The organism is Salipaludibacillus daqingensis, assembly GCF_029891575.1.
Classification (GTDB): domain Bacteria; phylum Bacillota; class Bacilli; order Bacillales; family Salisediminibacteriaceae; genus Salipaludibacillus; species Salipaludibacillus daqingensis.
Genome location: NZ_JARZHF010000012.1, coordinates 126,041 through 142,876, shown reverse-complemented (window position 1 = coordinate 142,876; position 16,836 = coordinate 126,041). Strand labels below are relative to the sequence as shown.

The following is a 16,836-nucleotide window of genomic DNA, read 5'->3' as shown; positions in this document are numbered from 1 at the left end:
AATAAAAGCTTAACATGTTAAACCTATTTTGTGGAAGGAGCGTTAAATTTCCTTAACGCTTGAATGCCACACAAAAAATTACGACAGCTTCGTAATTTTCCTGACACCTTAAGCGAAAATAGGAATATAGGCTAAAAGTGGAATGAGTAGAAAAAATCCTGCTATTATTAATTGATCAGCACAAAGATTTTTTACTTTTCTTAAGTAAATGATTGTTGAAATGAAATAGATCGGATAAATGACTCCAATAATGATTAGTATCCCAGCCATTACATCTCGAGCACTTGTTGTCAGATATGCTACGATCGGTATTGCTAGCCATTGTAACGAAACGAATACAATTAAAGATAACCAGAAGCTTTTGGGTAAATATCTAACAAACATAAAGGTAGTCTCCTTTAACTCAATCAAAATGTGTATTAATGAATTCTTGCTCTTCTTGATTACTTAAGATGCCTGTTGCTTTCCCGATTGTTCCTCCCTGAAGTCGCCAAATATCATTGTGATCTTCGTCGACTTTCGAGAAATCTCCTTGTTTCCACCTTTCAAGAATCGTGAGATAAAGGTTACTATGATTAAAATCATTTTCAGAATTGTCTTTTATTACTTCTATCAAACGTTCTATTCTTTCATCTGTGATTAACATTTTCCCCCATTTTTGACTAGCTTCTACTTTTTGATGCGACATTATGATGAATAGCGGTTTGTACTGCTGATTCGGTCATATCTTCTGGAAATTCTTCTGCCACTTCTTCTGGAGTAGGAACATTTCCTGCTAATGGTTCTAAATTATTGGAGTCGTCTTGTTCATTGTTATCAATGATTTCCAGTCCATTAGTCGTTTCATTTTTCTGTTCTGTTTCTTTAGTTTCTAGTAGGTTATTTGTATAGAATACAATTGCAAGAAATACAACGATTAATAGTGAAATAATTTTTAAAAACTTCATTGAAAACCTCCTTGATGTATTCACCTAAGGGAAATCAATTTCTCCCATAGATAAAATGTGCATAGTCTTATCATAAGGATAGACGATAGAGGAGGATAAAAGATGCTTGAAAATGGAAGAAAAATTTAATTATAATCATTAACTATGCCATAAAGATAGATTACTTAGCGGTAGGTAAAATGTTCATGTAATTATCTAACAGTGAGAATCATGCTAAAAATTCGTTCGTACTTTGATGGATGAAAATAGCTGATTTATTGACGAAGCTAAGGAAAGCTATGCCCAAGACACCAATGGAGGAAAAGGTGAAAGATGGAATTATCTAATTTATATTCAGGGGAGATATTAGAAATGGAGGGAATGTTAATGGCTAATTTTTTATGTCCTTTATGTGGTGAGGAAAACAAATGTAAGACAGGAAGAGGCAAACTTAATAACTGTTGGTGTGATAAAGAGGAGTTTCCTCTTGGTATTTTTGAATTCGTTCCTAAAGAAAGTAGAGGTAAGCATTGTATCTGTCAAAAGTGTGTCATTAAATATAAAAAAGAAAAAGTTTTTAAAAATAGTTAAAAGACTGCTTCGAATAGATAGTGATACGTAGAGAGGTATTATGATCAAAACCAAGTACTTGGTAACATTTCCCTTTGTTTATATATATAAAACTTATTGAGCAGTTCGCTAAAGTACCTAAGTTTAAACATCTACAATATAGGAAATAGCCCTCTACTTCAGACATAGGAGGCTATAACACATGAATAAACACCAACTGTATGTAAACGGGGAATATATAACTTCAACTTCAGACGAAACAATTGATATTGTTAATCCATCTACGGAAGAAACCATTTCACAAATACCAAACGGAACGGAAAGTGATGCAAATAAAGCAATTGAAGCTGCCTTTAAAGCTCAAAAAGAGTGGGGCATGGTTCCTTCAAATGAACGAGGAAAAATTGTTCGAGACATAGGTTTGAAATTATATGAAAATCGAAATCGATTTATTGAGCTTTTGATAGAAGAGCAAGGTAAAAGTTTTGAAATGGCAAGCGGGGAAGTAGACTTAGCGATTGATTACTTCCAATACATGTCGGAATGGGCAAGACGAATCGAAGGTGAAATTTTACCGAGTGATCGTCCTAACGAGAACATTTTCATCCATAAAAGACCAATTGGTGTTGTCGCAGGAATAGTTCCTTGGAATTTCCCTGTGTTTATTTTGGCAAGGAAAGTAGCCACATCATTAATCACCGGATGTACAATTGTTCTTAAACCAAGTCAACAAACACCAAATACTGCTGCTGCATTCACGAAAATGCTTCATGACATGGATGTATTACCAAAAGGTGTGTATAACTTAATTTTAGGAAAAGGCTCAACAATTGGTAACGTCATGGCCTCTCACGAAAAAGTAGCAATGGTTACGATGACAGGTAGTATTCCAGCTGGTGTGAAGGTTATGGAAGCGGCCGCACAAAACATTACGAAAGTGAACTTAGAGCTTGGTGGCAAAGCACCGGCTATTGTAACAGAACATGCCGATATCGATCTAGCTGTTGAGCACATTACTAAAAGTCGGATTATCAACGCTGGACAAGCTTGCACAAATGCTGAGCGTGTTTATGTGCATGAAAGTGTGGCAGAAGACTTTACCCAAAAAATGACGGAAGCAATGTCAAACGTAACGTATGGTGATCCTAAAGGTGATCAAAGTCTAGATATGGGACCACTTGTAAGTCAAGACCGTATTGACGAGGTAGATAAAATGGTCAAAACTGCGATTTCTCAAGGGGCTAAAGTCACAACAGGCGGCGAGCCAGCTAATGAGAAGAAAGGTTTTTTCTATAAGCCGACGGTCCTCACACATGTCACTCATGATATGCAGGTCATTGAAGATGAGATATTTGGACCTGTATTGCCGATCGTGACGTATAAAAAGCTAGATGATGCGATTGATATGGCCAACGATTCCGTCTATGGTCTCTCATCGTCGGTATACACGGATAACTACCATCAGGTTATGCGTCTCACAAATGGACTTCGATTCGGTGAAACTTTTGTAAACCGAGAAAATTTTGAAGCGGTCCAAGGCTATCACGCCGGGTTCAGAAAGTCTGGGATCGGTGGAGCTGACGGTAAACACGGTTTACATGAATTTCTAAGTACACAAGTTGTGTATATGCAATATAAAGATGATCACCAATAAATACTTGCTTTGGACACTTCTCAATCATCGAGAAGTGTCCTCTTTCTCGTATTTGGAGAGTGGCACTCGTTCACAAACGTTTTACGTATGTGTAAGCTATCTCGTTACATAACGAAAACGTGGTTCGCTTATACTAAGGAAAACGTGAAATGGGTGATGCTAAATGACATTGTTTCGACTTGGATATGTTGCCATGAGTGTAAACCTCAAAAATGCTTCCCCTTCTCAAACGATGACCTACAAAAGGTTTGAGCAATTAGCTAATGAAGATGCTGCAGTAAGAAAGCTTGAACGAATCGCTCAATCGAACATCCAAAATTGTATACGATTGTTAAAACATAATAAAGCGTATGAAATAGATTTTTTCAGATTAAGTTCTCGACTCGTTCCACTTGCGACTCATGAAGAATTAATACAATGGGATTACATAGAAGGGATCAAAGAGGATCTTATTGAGCTAGGGTCCTTTGCAGAAGCAAATGGGATGCGAATAGATTTTCATCCTGATCATTTTGTCGTTCTTAATTCTCCAGGTAAAGATATTTTTAATACGTCTTTAAATGTATTGAAATACCACTATTTGTTGCTTGATCAGATGAAAATTGATCCGACTCACCGTTGTGTGCTTCATTTAGGTGGACGTTACAAAGATAAACAAAAATCATTAGAGCGATTTATCGATAACTGGGTTCACGTCCCGAATGATATTCGAAAAATGATCATGATAGAAAATGATGATACGTCATATACGTTAGAAGATTGCTTATATGTTTGTGAAAAATTAAATATTCCATTGGTGTTTGATATCCATCATCATTTGGCATATCACGATGACGAAAAGTGGGAAAAACATTGGGAACGGGTCATCAGCACATGGGTTGATTCTCCTTTACCGGTTAAAATGCATATATCAAGTCCGAAAAATGAAGGGGCGTTTAAAAGTCATGCTGAATTTATTGATGAGGATATGTTTTTAGATTTTGTAAGAAAATCAACTGGATCAGTTGATCAAATCGATTGTATGATTGAAGCGAAAAAAAAGGATAATGCGCTCTTTCAATTAGTTGATAAACTAAAAGAGCATCCAAATATAGAGATGAAATCAGCAAGTTCATTTATATGGAAAGATTAAAAATGTAGAATTTCTAGGACAGAGCTGTGAATTTTATTGGAAGCATGATAAGTACTAGTTGGAAATTTTTCGAAACAGATAGATTTGTCAAAGTATACCATTTACAATAGAGGATAGAGGTAAGTAAATAAAAGGGGATGAATGTAAATGGAGCGAATGGCAGAACCTTATAAAATTAAAATGATAGAACCAATTAAACAAATTTCAAGAGAAGAGCGTAAAAAAGCGCTAGAAGAGGCTGGTTATAATCCGTTTTCACTGAAGTCAGATGATGTGTATATCGATTTATTAACCGATAGTGGAACAGGAGCAATGAGCGACAATCAGTGGGCAGGTATGATGCTTGGGGATGAATCTTACGCCGGAAGTAGAAACTATTATCATTTAAAAGAAGCAGTAGAAGATATTACAGGATATCCGTTTGTCATCCCAACTCATCAAGGACGTGGGGCAGAACAAGTGTTATTTCCGCTAGTGATTCAACCCGATCAATACGTATTAAGTAACTGGCATTTTGATACGACACGCGCCCATGTGGACTTTGCGAATGGTAAAGCGATCGATGTTGTGACAAGAGAAGCTTACGATACAACAACACCCTATGAGTTTAAAGGCAACTTCGATCTTGAAAAGTTAGAAAATATAATCATAGATAAAAAACCAGAAAATATTGGGATGGTTGTTGTTACGATTACGAATAATAGTGCAGGAGGCCAGCCAGTATCAATGGAGAATATGAAAGAAGCATCGCGTATTGCAAGGAAGTACGGAATCTTTACAGTTATGGATGCTGCACGATTTTCTGAAAACGCTTTCTTTATTAAGCATCGAGAAAGAGGTTACGAAAATCACTCTATCAAAGAAATCATTCGCGAAATGTTTTCATATACAGACGCATTTACTATGAGTGCTAAGAAAGATGGGTTAGTCAATATAGGTGGTATTTTAGCTTTTCGAAACGACCATGAGGAAATGTTCAATCGCGCTCGTTCTATGGTAGTGCCTTTAGAAGGCTTTCCTACATACGGAGGACTGACAGGTCGAGATATGGAAGCGCTTGCTAGAGGCCTTTATGAAGGCATTGAAGAAGACTACCTTAAATCAAGAATCCATCAAGTAGAGTATTTAGGTAATAGATTAGCAGAAGGTGGAATACCGATCCAATCACCAACGGGAGGACATGCGGTTTTTGTTGATGCGAAGAAAATGCTCCCACATATTCCAGGACAGCAATTCCCGGCACAGGTTCTAGCTAATGAATTATACCTTGAAGTCGGTGTACGTGGAGTGGAAGTAGGTTCATTATTGTTAGGGCGAGATGCGACAACGGGGGAACAATTGGATAGTCCGTTAGAGTTGCTTCGTCTAACTATTCCAAGAAGGGTATACACTTATAACCATATGGATGTGATTGCAGACGGTCTTATCGCTATTAAAGACAGAGCGAAAACGTTAAAAGGACTCACATTTACTTATGAACCTAAGGTTTTACGTCACTTTACTGCTAAAATGCATCCAGTAGATTAGAAGGATAAACCTGTAGTTGCTGTTTTAAAATCGAAACTGTATTTTCAGTAAGTATTAAGCCATACAGAATGTATATATGCAAAATGTCCCAACGTGAAAGTCTTGCAAAGGATATGATATATTTTATCTAGAGAAACATTGATGAATAAGATAGAGAAGCAAAGCACGCCTCCAATATCGATTCATAATATAACCGTGAACGAATCAAAAACTATTGTCGGTTTTCGATGTATCAAGAATAATTATCCTTTAATTAATTACTCTTCCTTTAGTAAGGTTATTTTATGTATGAATGGAAAGGTGAAAGCCACGATTGGGGGATTAAAAATGGTATGGCAAATCATGATGATCGTTGTTGCATCAAACCTTGATGACCTTGGTGTTGGGTTTTCATTAGGGATAAAAAGACGTATTCCATGGCATGTCATATGGATTATTTCCGTTCTTTCAGGAGTAACGATGGCGTTAGGACTATTGATAGGAGAAGAAATAGCATTTATATTACCTGGCAATATTGATATTTATTTTGCCTCTCTAATATTTATCTTCATTGGTTTATGGTTTATTTGGCAAGGTGTTACAAATAACGGAGGAGAGAAGTTAGCTGAAAATTTACAATTTGATTGGAAGGCATCCATATTATTAGGGCTAGCCTTAGGAGTGGATTCCTTTGCCGCCGGTGTTTCTGGAGGGCTACATGGTTTTCCAATTTTGTTGACGAGCGTATTAGCATGGTTGACGAGCTTCCTTTTTATATGGTTTGGATCACAATTTGGAAGAGTCATTGCTATTCGTATCATAAGAGAATATGCAGATTATTTTTCAGGTGGCATGTTTATCTTTTTAGCAATTATTATTTTAATATTTTAGAGAACATTCATATAAGTTAGAGGAAAGGCTTTCTTTTTTGAAAAATGGTAAAATACAGATAACACTTTAAGGTTTTCAGGAATAAATATTAAATCATTTTCATCGAGGGGCTCCCGTAACGATTTGATAGTTGAAGGAGGAACATAATGAGTTACTTAAATCTAACAGTAAAAAATAGTCAAACGGCAACATTCGGGATGGGATGATTTTGGGGACCAGATGCTCAGTTCGGGCATTTACGAGGAGTTATTCGAACTCGTGTAGGTTATGCTGGAGGGACAATGTCAAACCCAACGTATCGAAATATGGGGGATCATACTGAAAGTATTGAAATAGATTTTGATGCTGACATTATTACTTATGAAGAACTATTAAATATCTTTTGGAAAAATCATAACCCTCTTCGAGATACCTTTTATAAAGATAGACAGTATATGTCTCTTCTCCTTTTTCATAATGATGATCAAAAAAAGCAGGCCCAACGAGTAAAGAGCGAATGGGAGCAGTTATTAAATGGAGAAATTCAAACGGAAATGGTAGCTCATTCTGCATTTTATTTAGCCGAAGATTATCATCAAAAATACTATTTAAAAAGATATCCTAAAGCAGTAGAGAAAGTCATAAATATATTCGAAAGTCATCATGATTTTGTAAACTCAACAATCGCTGCTCGATTAAATGGATTTGTTGCAGGGCATGGCAAATTAGTTAGTCTTAAAGAAGAAATAGCATTATGGGGACTTAATCCAGAAGATTCAAAGACCCTCGTTGAATTAATCAATAATCTCAAATGGTAAGAGTTTCAGCCGAAGATTCTCAGTGCATATATTGAGACTAAAAAAAGAACGACCCAGAGACGTTTGAAGTGATCATCCACGTTGAGAACGAAGAAACGGGTGAAGTATTTCAAACAAACACCTATCCTGATGATATGGATGACTGGTAGAAGTCCAAGCGATTCAATGATTGAGGGTACCATTTGAAATTACTTTATTTAAAATATTGGATCTCTGTCTTATGTAGACAGAGATTTTTAGTTATTTGTTTAAGGCACATACATTGACTGAAATTAATGATAATAGATATACTAATGGCAAGAAAAGGATGGAGGTATACGTGTATGTTAATTGAAATGTGGACTGACTTTGCTTGACCATTTTGCTATATTGGCAAGCGGCGTCTGGAAGATGCCCTTAATAAAATAGACCACCCTGTAAATGTTGTTTATCGCTGTTTTGAGTTAGATCCTTCTGCAGAGAGAAACGTTGAGTATAATATGTACGAAAAGTTAGCAAGTAAATACAGAATGAGCATAAATCAAGCGAAAGACACTTGCCGAAACATGGAACAAATGGCTGCTCAAGCAGGCTTAGATTTCCAACTAGATACATTGGTTTTAACGAATACGTTTGATGCGCATCGTTTAGCTTTGTTTGCAAAAACAAAAGGATTGTCGCACGAAATGACAGATCGATTGTTAAAAGCGTATTATACAGATTCCAAAAATATTGGTGACCATAAAGCATTGGTTGAACTAGCCGAAGAAGTAGGGTTGAACGGGAAAGAAGTTGCAGAATTACTTGCAAGTAATAAAATAAGTGATGACGTTCGTGGAGACGAGCGAGAAGCTCAGGAACTCGGAATTCAAAGCATCCCTTTTTTCCTTATTAATAAAAAGCATGCAATAACTGGTGCACAGTCAACGGAAGTTTTTGTAGAAACGTTGAATAACATTATTAAAGAGGATGGAGCATTTTCAGAAGAAAACGACCTATGAGAAGAAATGGCTTGTGATGAAAATGGATGCAAAATTCCTAAGCATAAATAAACAGTCAAAATAAAGCGAATGGCTTTCATGGAGCCATTCGCTTTCATATTACAGTGGATGTTATCTTTGTTTGATTGTTAGAGATTGTCTATTTTAATGAATTCTATATTTTTCCGTCAATTTCATTTTGATTCGCATCCTTATATTTTTAAAATTCCTCTATTATGGGAATTTAATGATTGAAATGTGCCACCTTTGGTTATAGCTAAGCTAATTATATCTGATTTTTTAAGTGTAAAAATGAAATAAAAGGGAATAGTTATATAGTTAGAGCCCTTGTATATTGGACAAGGATGCATATACTACATATACAATAAGAATCGATTATATTTTTTGAATTGATATATATAATGATTAAGGTATTATTTTTAATCATCAGTATTCCTTTTTTTCTAATATATTTGCAATAACTACTTATACGACGAGAGGACTGTTTATTATGAAGAAAATTGGAGTATTAACATCTGGTGGGGATTCTCAAGGCATGAATAGTGCGATTCGTTCTGTTGTGAGAACGGGTATTGCGAATGGTTTTGAGATGATAGGCATTAAAAGAGGTTATAAGGGTCTTATGGAAAAAGATTTTATGACTCTTGGAACGAAAGATGTTGGAGATATTCTCTATCGAGGTGGTACGTTTTTGCAATCCGCTCGTTCAGAAGAATTTAAAACGGAAGAGGGACAAATGAAAGCCGTTAAAAATTTAAAAGAAGATGGAATAGACTATCTTGTGGTGATAGGTGGCGATGGTAGTTACCGTGGAGCGGCTATACTTAATGATTTAGGTATTAAAACATATGGATTACCAGGGACTATTGATAATGATATCCCCTTAACAGATTATACAATTGGGTTTGATACGACGTTAAATGTTGTAACAGAGGCGATTGGAAATTTGAGAGATACAATGAGTAGTCACGAACGAGTAAGTGTAATCGAAGTAATGGGAAGAGACCGTGGCGACATTGCTCTTCATGCTGGAATTGCAAGTGGTGTGGATGCGATATTAATCCCTGAGTTACCATATGACATTTATGAAATTTCAGAAAAACTAAAAAATGGTTTTGAACGTGGGAAAACTCATAGCATCGTTATGGTCGCTGAAGGTGTCGGTAAGGCGGAGGAAATTGCTCTTTTAATTAAAGAACATAGTGGCTTGGATACAAGGTCGACGGTATTAGGACACATTCAAAGAGGAGGAACACCATCTGCTTTTGACCGTGTATTCACTAGTCGAATGGGACATAAAGTGATTAAATTAATTGAAAAAGATATTTACGGCGTAGCGTTAGGGATGGAAAAAAATGAAATAACTTACCATTCCTTCGAAGAGATTTTTCATTCAGAAAATATCGTGAAAGATAACCTATATGAGATTTTTGAAGACCTTGTTTAAGCTGAAAAAATCATAGGTATCGTTCAAAAACTCCCTAGCATTTGAGCTAGGGAGTGACTATTTTTTAAAATGGAGGAGGAAGAGGGATTCGAACCCCCGCGGGCTTTGACACCCCTGTTGGTTTTCAAGACCAATCCCTTCAGCCAGACTTGGGTATTCCTCCGAAGTAAAAATATGAAATGACAAACTGTAAGCATACAAAGGTATATGAGGCGAGTTATACACTACTAAATTTCAAGTAGTTTATCGAAAGACAAATATTATATTACCACGAATAATTTTATGAAGTCAATACGAAACTTTTTAAGAAATAGTTGTTACAATTTTTTTAAAACAATAGATGAAAACAATAGGATTGACAGTAGGAGGCATCGTAACTTATACTAAGTTAAATTATATGAATCTATAAAAGATACAAGATAGCTTTTTCCAATGTTCAATGGAATAAGGGAAGAAGAAGTCCACTGAAAATCTTTTTCGTAATTTTGCTTGATAATAGTCTAATTATATATGGTATTGGTTGCTTACGTAATCACTTTTACAGTGCGTACAAAAGAGGCCGACGTTAGATGGATAACACCATCAAACGTTGGCCTCTTTTTTAATTTTGATAGCTAGTTATTAAAAGGAGATGGATAGGATGAATCGTTGGTTAGTTGTGCTTGGAGCTGTGATTATTCAAATTAATTTAGGGGCGGTTTACGCCTGGAGTTTATTTAATCAACCATTGATTGATAAATTTGGTTGGGATCGAGAAGCGATTGTGCTTACATTTTCGATTACGATTGCAACCTTCGCATTGGTAACAATTTTAGCAGGGAGACTTCAAGATAAAATAGGACCGCGCTGGGTCGCAACTACTGGGGGAATTCTTTTAGGGATCGGTTTACTCTTAGCGAGCCAAGCAACCACACTTACACAACTATACCTCTTTTATGGTGTGATTGGAGGAGCGGGTATTGGTATGACATACGTTTGCCCACTGTCCGCGTGTGTAAAATGGTTTCCTGAGAAAAGAGGGTTTATTAGTGGAATTGCTGTTGCCGGATTTGGATTAGGGGGCCTTATTTTTCAACCGGTTATTCGTTTTTTTATAGAGAACTTTGGCGTTTCTTCGACTTTCATGTATGTTGGGATGATCTATCTCGTTTTTGTTGTGGCAGGTGCTCAACTGTTACGAAATCCACCTACTAAAGTGGAAGTTAACGAGAAAGCAGATCATGTTACGTTAGAGACCTCTACCCATTTTTCATCTAAGGAAATGGTTAAAACATATCCGTTTTATTTGCTATGGTTTATGTTTCTGTTTGGAAGTATGTCTGGGTTAATGGTTATTAGTTTCGCTGTCGATATTGGAGTGGAAGTAGTCCAATTGAATGTTGAAAAAGCAGTTAATGCTGTGATGGTTATTGCTTTATTTAATGCAGCAGGTCGAATTATTTTAGGTAACATTTCTGATCGTTTTGGGCGAATAAATACATTGATGGTCATTTATGGAGTAACGGCAATGACATTGCTTTATATGAGTATTGGTTTCATGAACTATCCGATGTTTCTAGGAACGGTGTCTGTCATCGGTTTTTGTTTTGGTGGATTTCTTTCTTTATTCCCGTCGGTCACAGCTGATTATTATGGAACAAAAAACATGGGGAGTAACTATGGTCTCATGTATCAAGCATATGGTGTTTCCGCATTTGCTGGTCCATTTATCGTTAAAATCCTGCCTTTTTCACAAGCTTTTATTGTCGCCTCTTTGTTCTGCGTTTTAGCTGTTATAATGGCAAAATCTGTCATCCCGCCTGTGAAGCTCGAGAAAACGGGAGTATATAGACAAGAAATGATTAATCAAAAATAGAATTGTAGTCGAATTGACACAAGGTTTAATAACCGATAAAATTTTATCGTATAAAAAAACTTATAAAATCGACATGGCTAGATATAGATAGTACAAGTTGATGAAGGTGGATATATGAATAAATCAAAAGGTTTTGTAGAAGCAGAAATAAGTAAGGCCCTTACTCAATGGGAGAAAGATTATCTTGGACGAGGCTCTGTCTCTGTTAAAACAGACATATTAAGAGATATGATTATCGTATCGCTTCAAGGTATTTTGACACCTGCAGAGTATTCTCTTTGTAAAACAAAAGAAGGGAAATCGACGATTAAAAAGACTCGTTCCGACTTAGTTGAAACGGGTGTGGATATTTTGAGAGATTCTATTCTTTCCATTACAGGAGAAAAAGTAATTAGTTTTCACACAGATATCAGTACTACTACTGGTGAACGTATTATCGTGTTTAAATTACCTTCTAATTATGAAGAGACCTTAGTAACAAAGAAATAACTAAACAAAAGGAGTAACCTATTCGACGACCCAGGTTACTCCTTTTTATCATTTATTTTACTTTAATAACAATCTTTCCTTTAGCGTGGTGTGTTTCGCTTAGTCCATGTGCTTCTTGAAGTTGGTCCTCTGAAAAGCCAAATACATGACCAACTTGAGGTTTGACAATGCCTTTTTCTAATAGGTCGCCAAGCTCTGCCAATTGCTCCGCATTTTCTGATAACCAATAAAACGATGCTTCAACTTCGTGTTTTTTGGCTAATTCTTGATCAGGTTGACCTGCCATTGAGACGAGTTTTCCACCAGGTTTTAAAACTTGAAAGCTTCTATCGAGAATGTCGCCACCCATGGTATCTACAACAATATCGAAATCTTTTAACTCATCTTCAAATTGTTGAGTCCGGTAATTAATTACTTTATCTGCTCCAAGTTCTTTCACATAGCTCTCATTTTTTTCACTAGCAGTTGTAGCAACAAATGCCCCGAAGTGTTTGGCAATTTGTATCGCTAAACTTCCAACACCACCTGCTCCAGCATGGATTAAAACGTTTGACCCTTTTTTGACACCTGTTTCATCGACAAGACATTGCCATGCAGTTAAACCTGCTAACGGAATCGAGGCTGCTTCTTCGAAAGAAAGGTTTGTTGGTTTTAGCGCTAAACGATTTTCGTCAACCGTTGTATATTCTGCATACGTCCCGTCGTTCGTTGTTGCTGGTCTGGCAAACACTTCATCGCCAACTTTGAAATTCTTCACATTATTTCCAACTTCAACTATCACTCCAGCAACATCCCAGCCGAGGATAATCGGGAAAGAGAAATCAAACATTTGTTTCAAATATCCTTCTCTCAATTTCCAATCAATCGGATTAATAGATGTAGCATATGTTTCTACTAATACTTGATCTTCCGCTATTTTTGGTTGTGGTAGTTCTTGTTCGTGTAACAATTCTTTACTACCATACTCATTTATTACAATTGCTTTCATGATAAAAACTCCTTTTTGAATTTACACAAAAAATTCTTGCTCGTGTTGTACCTCTTATTTACAAGAAGTGAGCTGCTCGCAGCACAAACATCAAACCGACCGCCTTAACAAGTCAATTGTAAAAAGCTGTTACTTCATTTTTGGTGAAGTTCCTGTAGTATTGCCAAGTCTAGTAGAGACCATGCCAAAAAGCAAAAAGTACGCTTGTGAAATAATTGGCAGTAAAAAACATCTTCATAATATTAAAAAAACAATTGCAACCCCTTTCATGATGTTGTATAGTAAAACTATCGAAAATATCCGAAACGTTTTGGAGGTGAGTCATGGCGACGATAAAAGATATTGCCAAGCAAGCTGGAGTCTCAGTGACAACGGTATCTCGAGCGTTGAATGGATACTCTGATGTGAATGATAAGACGAGAAAGCATATTGAAGATACAGCAAAACAGTTAAATTATAGTCCAAATACGTTGGCGCGTAGCTTGGTAATGAATAAATCGCAAACGATTGGCCTCTTAGTTTCGGAGCTGAACCGCTCTGGGGCAAAGGATATGTTCACGTATGAAGTAATGTGTGGAATTAATGATTCTGCGTCTGATGTGGGGTACGACTTGATTTTGTTTAGTACGAATTCTGTAAAACAAAAACAAAAGAGTTATACGCAACTTTGCCGTGAAAGACAGGTAGAAGGTGTCATCATGCAAGGGATAAAAATGGATGACCCATATATTCAAGAGGTTATTGATAGTAACATACCTTGTGTGTTTGTTGATGTAGAAGTTGAAGGGAAAGACGTCGGTTTTGTGACGACAGATAATGTTTTTGGAGCACAGATGGCGGTCAAACATTTGATAAATCTTGGTCATACGGAAATTGCGATGATGAATGGTCATGATCAAGCCCACGTTAGTGCGAAAAGACGAAAAGGATACGAACGTGAGTTAACGGATGCAGGGTTACATGTTCGAGACGAATTTGTTTTAAATGGCGATTTTTTGGAGCCGATGGCTGAGTCAGCGGCCTATCCATTTTTAAAGGCTCATCCAGAAGTAACGGCGATATTTTGCGCAAGTGACTTAATGGCACTCGGGGTCATGAAAGCCGCAAAACGATTAGAACTGAAGATACCGGAAGATTTGTCCATTGTGGGGTTTGACGATATTGTTTTATCGGAGTACACAAACCCGCCACTTACTACAGTCAGTCAGGATAAGTATCAAATGGGCTATGAAGCTGCGAAACTACTAACATCTATGTTGAAAAATGACGTTCCAGTGCAGAAAAAAGCAACACTAGATAATCGTTTAATAGTAAGAGAAACGACTGCTCCTCCTAAGCACTAAGGAGCATCTTTTCTAAGCTAATCCGAAACGTTTCGGAATGAATTTTTACCTTCCCCCGAAACGTTTCGGGTGAAGAGGGACGAAAATGAATCAGCAATCAGCGACTACTTTTTGGAGGTATGACATGAACTATCGAGTAATTAAAGAAGATGACTTATTTTTACTGACAGATGAAAAAGGTAATATCCCGGAAAATCATCCATATGGACCTGGACTTTACTCAAAGGATACTCGTTTTTTGAGTAAGTTCGATCTAAAGATTAATGATGAGGAGCCCATTTTATTATCTTCGAATGCTGATGAGAGCTTCTTTGCAGAGATGATATTAACAAATCCTCACATGGAAGAAAACGGTGTGGTTAAATTATGGCGTGAATCGATTGAAATGAAACGTAAGCGCTTTATTTATGGAGGTGTCCTCTATGAATCCGTGCAGGTGAAAAACTACAACCCAAAGAAAACAAGCTTCGAAATAAGTTTTCATTTAGATGCTGATTTCAAGGATATGTTTATCGTTCGTGGTTTTCAAAATGGTACGGTCGGTCAAAAAGAAGAGACGAAAGTTGATGAGAATGGGCTCGCAATTCGCTACTTAGGAGCTGACGATGTAAAGAGGTCGCTTAACGTCAAGTGGAACTTCTCACCGATTCGTACGACGGAAGAAGGTGATGTTTACTTCGCATTTTCACTCGAACATGGGGAAGAGAAAACAATTTCATTGACGGTGATGCCAACCGTTGATGGAGAAGAATCGGAAGTGTTCAGTCACGAAGATGCTTTGTCTCAATTGATGAACTCGTATAAAAAATGGAACGAGTCTTCTACGAAAGTGTCGACAAACCATCCACAACTACAGCGATTAATTGATCGAGGATTAACAGACTTACGGGTGTTACTTACAGATTTAGGATATGGAAAATTTCCGGTAGCTGGTTTGCCGTGGTTCGGAGTTCCTTTTGGTAGAGATAGTCTGATTGCGGCTTTGCAAATACTACCTTTCAATCCAGAGGTTGCAAAAGGAACATTGAAGACGATGGCAAGTGAACAAGGGACGAAAAAAGACAGTTGGCGTGATGAAGAGCCAGGGAAGATTATGCACGAAATGCGGTTTGGTGAGTTGGCGAATACGGGACAAATCCCGTTTACTCCTTACTATGGAACAATTGATGCAACGCCATTATTTTTAGTTTTATTAAGTGAATATATGAAGTGGACAGGTGACATGAATCTATTTAACGAGCTTGAAGGAAATGTGGAAGCGGCTCTCAATTGGATCGATGAGTATGGAGATCGTGACGGAGATGGGTTTGTTGAATATCACCAAGAAGCAGCTAAAGGGATCGCAAACCAAGGTTGGAAAGATTCCGGTGATTCCATCGTTCATAGGAACGGTGAATTGGGAGAAACTCCGATAGCGTTATCTGAAGTACAAGGATATGTATATCACGCAAAGAAAAGCATGGCAGACATATATGACTTAATTGGTAGAACCGATAAAGCGGAGAAATTAACTGCGGATGCGGCAGCATTAAAGTCTCGCTTCGAGAAATCTTTTTGGATGGAAGATCAGCAATTTTACGCGCTTGCCCTTGATAAAGAAAAAAATCAAGTGGGTACAGTAACGTCGAATCCAGGGCATGTCTTATTATCTGGAATGCTTGACTCTGATAAAACGAAAGCTGTTAGTGACATGCTCGTCTCAAATAAAATGTACTCAGGTTTCGGCATTCGAACGATGGGTGAAGGAGAAGCAGGCTACAATCCAATCAGTTACCACAATGGTACCGTCTGGCCCCACGACAATAGTGTCATTATTTTAGGAATGAGTAAGACAAACAACCAGAAGCAAGCAGCAAAAGCGATGGAAGGGTTGATTCACTCTGCCGATTCGTTTGAATATGATCGACTTCCAGAGTTGTTCTGTGGTTATGAAGCAAAAGGGAAAGCGGTTAACTATCCGGTAGCTTGCTCTCCGCAAGCTTGGGCTGCAGGAACACCACTATTATTTGTTCAAGCAATGCTTGGGTTATTTCCGAATGCATTAGATAAAACGATTACAATCAATCCATTGTTACCTGATGGAGTGGACGAATTAAAGATTGAAAATATGCGAATAGGTGATGGTCAGCTAAGTCTGATGGTGAAAAAATCAGATGGTCATCATGATATTAAGATCATGAACAATTCCACAGCATTTGAAATTATTAATTAACGGTTGTTAAGAGCTTTTAAGCTCTTGTCAATATATCTTGAAAGGG

General features: G+C 37.1%; 15 protein-coding genes, 1 tRNA gene and 1 pseudogene. 12 read left to right on the top strand and 5 right to left on the bottom strand.

Translation table 11 applies throughout. The features are described from left to right. Positions 1 to 108: 108 nt before the first annotated feature. From QDN89_RS20260 to QDN89_RS20250, 3 genes are read right to left on the bottom strand one after another with little or no spacing between them, the layout of a single operon-like run. Positions 109 to 384, bottom strand: a complete 276-nt coding sequence (locus QDN89_RS20260; RefSeq protein WP_280771991.1) for a hypothetical protein — start codon at positions 382 to 384, stop codon at positions 109 to 111. Positions 385 to 403: 19 nt separating this feature from the next. Then, positions 404 to 646 carry a DUF6241 domain-containing protein gene (locus tag QDN89_RS20255; protein WP_280771990.1) on the bottom strand — a complete coding sequence of 81 codons (243 nt, stop codon included), beginning with the start codon at positions 644 to 646 and terminating at the stop codon, positions 404 to 406. Between the two features lie 16 nt (positions 647 to 662). Next, on the bottom strand, positions 663 to 947 hold the full coding sequence (locus QDN89_RS20250; RefSeq protein WP_280771989.1) for a hypothetical protein: 285 nt from the start codon (positions 945 to 947) through the stop codon (positions 663 to 665). Positions 948 to 1,259: 312 nt separating this feature from the next. On the opposite strand from QDN89_RS20250, the gene QDN89_RS20245 reads away from it, so the two are divergent. The 8 genes and pseudogenes from QDN89_RS20245 (at position 1,260) to pfkA (ending at position 9,903) form a co-directional block, all read left to right on the top strand. Next, entirely contained in the window at positions 1,260 to 1,517 is a 258-nt protein-coding gene (locus QDN89_RS20245) for a cysteine-rich CWC family protein (protein WP_280771988.1), read from the top strand. Positions 1,518 to 1,698: 181 nt separating this feature from the next. Next, positions 1,699 to 3,150: an aldehyde dehydrogenase gene (aldA, locus tag QDN89_RS20240; RefSeq protein ID WP_280771987.1), complete on the top strand. Its 1,452-nt coding sequence runs from the start codon at positions 1,699 to 1,701 to the stop codon at positions 3,148 to 3,150. A gap of 163 nt (positions 3,151 to 3,313) precedes the next feature. Then, on the top strand, positions 3,314 to 4,282 hold the full coding sequence (gene uvsE / locus QDN89_RS20235) for a UV DNA damage repair endonuclease UvsE (protein WP_280771986.1): 969 nt from the start codon (positions 3,314 to 3,316) through the stop codon (positions 4,280 to 4,282). 147 nt (positions 4,283 to 4,429) lie between these two features. Beyond that, the gene (locus tag QDN89_RS20230) at positions 4,430 to 5,809 is read left to right on the top strand and encodes a tryptophanase (RefSeq protein WP_280771985.1); all 1,380 of its coding nucleotides are present in this window, start codon (positions 4,430 to 4,432) and stop codon (positions 5,807 to 5,809) included. A gap of 327 nt (positions 5,810 to 6,136) precedes the next feature. Next, the gene (locus QDN89_RS20225; RefSeq protein WP_280771984.1) at positions 6,137 to 6,679 is read left to right on the top strand and encodes a manganese efflux pump MntP; all 543 of its coding nucleotides are present in this window, start codon (positions 6,137 to 6,139) and stop codon (positions 6,677 to 6,679) included. 218 nt (positions 6,680 to 6,897) lie between these two features. After that, positions 6,898 to 7,476: pseudogene (locus QDN89_RS20220) on the top strand (peptide-methionine (S)-S-oxide reductase MsrA); the annotation flags it as partial. A gap of 368 nt (positions 7,477 to 7,844) precedes the next feature. Further along, on the top strand, positions 7,845 to 8,456 hold the full coding sequence (locus QDN89_RS20215; protein ID WP_280772006.1) for a DsbA family oxidoreductase: 612 nt from the start codon (positions 7,845 to 7,847) through the stop codon (positions 8,454 to 8,456). Positions 8,457 to 8,946: 490 nt separating this feature from the next. Further along, positions 8,947 to 9,903: a 6-phosphofructokinase gene (gene pfkA / locus QDN89_RS20210; RefSeq protein ID WP_280771983.1), complete on the top strand. Its 957-nt coding sequence runs from the start codon at positions 8,947 to 8,949 to the stop codon at positions 9,901 to 9,903. 70 nt (positions 9,904 to 9,973) lie between these two features. Here the strand turns inward: pfkA and QDN89_RS20205 are convergent. Then, positions 9,974 to 10,066, bottom strand: a tRNA-Ser gene (locus QDN89_RS20205). A gap of 477 nt (positions 10,067 to 10,543) precedes the next feature. On the opposite strand from QDN89_RS20205, the gene QDN89_RS20200 reads away from it, so the two are divergent. Together QDN89_RS20200 and QDN89_RS20195 are read left to right on the top strand one after the other, a co-directional pair. Further along, positions 10,544 to 11,758, top strand: a complete 1,215-nt coding sequence (locus QDN89_RS20200; protein ID WP_280771982.1) for an L-lactate MFS transporter — start codon at positions 10,544 to 10,546, stop codon at positions 11,756 to 11,758. Between the two features lie 114 nt (positions 11,759 to 11,872). Continuing rightward, entirely contained in the window at positions 11,873 to 12,247 is a 375-nt protein-coding gene (locus QDN89_RS20195; RefSeq protein ID WP_280771981.1) for a Na-translocating system protein MpsC family protein, read from the top strand. A gap of 52 nt (positions 12,248 to 12,299) precedes the next feature. On the opposite strand, the gene QDN89_RS20190 is transcribed toward QDN89_RS20195, so the two are convergent. After that, complete coding sequence (locus tag QDN89_RS20190) at positions 12,300 to 13,235, bottom strand: NADP-dependent oxidoreductase (protein WP_280771980.1); 936 nt, start codon at positions 13,233 to 13,235, stop codon at positions 12,300 to 12,302. Between the two features lie 323 nt (positions 13,236 to 13,558). Between QDN89_RS20190 and QDN89_RS20185 the strand changes: the two genes are divergently transcribed. Then, entirely contained in the window at positions 13,559 to 14,578 is a 1,020-nt protein-coding gene (locus QDN89_RS20185) for a LacI family DNA-binding transcriptional regulator (protein ID WP_280771979.1), read from the top strand. Between the two features lie 124 nt (positions 14,579 to 14,702). Then, positions 14,703 to 16,790 (top strand): amylo-alpha-1,6-glucosidase, encoded by a 2,088-nt coding sequence (locus tag QDN89_RS20180; protein WP_280772005.1) that lies wholly within the window; start codon positions 14,703 to 14,705, stop codon positions 16,788 to 16,790. Positions 16,791 to 16,836: the final 46 nt, after the last annotated feature.

Coding starts and splice junctions, on each gene's coding strand:
- QDN89_RS20260 (WP_280771991.1), bottom strand. CDS start 384: ATGTTTGTTAGATATTTACCCAAAAGCTTCTGGTTATCTTTAATTGTA.
- QDN89_RS20255 (WP_280771990.1), bottom strand. CDS start 646: ATGTTAATCACAGATGAAAGAATAGAACGTTTGATAGAAGTAATAAAA.
- QDN89_RS20250 (WP_280771989.1), bottom strand. CDS start 947: ATGAAGTTTTTAAAAATTATTTCACTATTAATCGTTGTATTTCTTGCA.
- QDN89_RS20245 (WP_280771988.1), top strand. CDS start 1,260: ATGGAATTATCTAATTTATATTCAGGGGAGATATTAGAAATGGAGGGA.
- aldA (WP_280771987.1), top strand. CDS start 1,699: ATGAATAAACACCAACTGTATGTAAACGGGGAATATATAACTTCAACT.
- uvsE (WP_280771986.1), top strand. CDS start 3,314: ATGACATTGTTTCGACTTGGATATGTTGCCATGAGTGTAAACCTCAAA.
- QDN89_RS20230 (WP_280771985.1), top strand. CDS start 4,430: ATGGAGCGAATGGCAGAACCTTATAAAATTAAAATGATAGAACCAATT.
- QDN89_RS20225 (WP_280771984.1), top strand. CDS start 6,137: ATGGTATGGCAAATCATGATGATCGTTGTTGCATCAAACCTTGATGAC.
- pfkA (WP_280771983.1), top strand. CDS start 8,947: ATGAAGAAAATTGGAGTATTAACATCTGGTGGGGATTCTCAAGGCATG.
- QDN89_RS20200 (WP_280771982.1), top strand. CDS start 10,544: ATGAATCGTTGGTTAGTTGTGCTTGGAGCTGTGATTATTCAAATTAAT.
- QDN89_RS20195 (WP_280771981.1), top strand. CDS start 11,873: ATGAATAAATCAAAAGGTTTTGTAGAAGCAGAAATAAGTAAGGCCCTT.
- QDN89_RS20190 (WP_280771980.1), bottom strand. CDS start 13,235: ATGAAAGCAATTGTAATAAATGAGTATGGTAGTAAAGAATTGTTACAC.
- QDN89_RS20185 (WP_280771979.1), top strand. CDS start 13,559: ATGGCGACGATAAAAGATATTGCCAAGCAAGCTGGAGTCTCAGTGACA.
- QDN89_RS20180 (WP_280772005.1), top strand. CDS start 14,703: ATGAACTATCGAGTAATTAAAGAAGATGACTTATTTTTACTGACAGAT.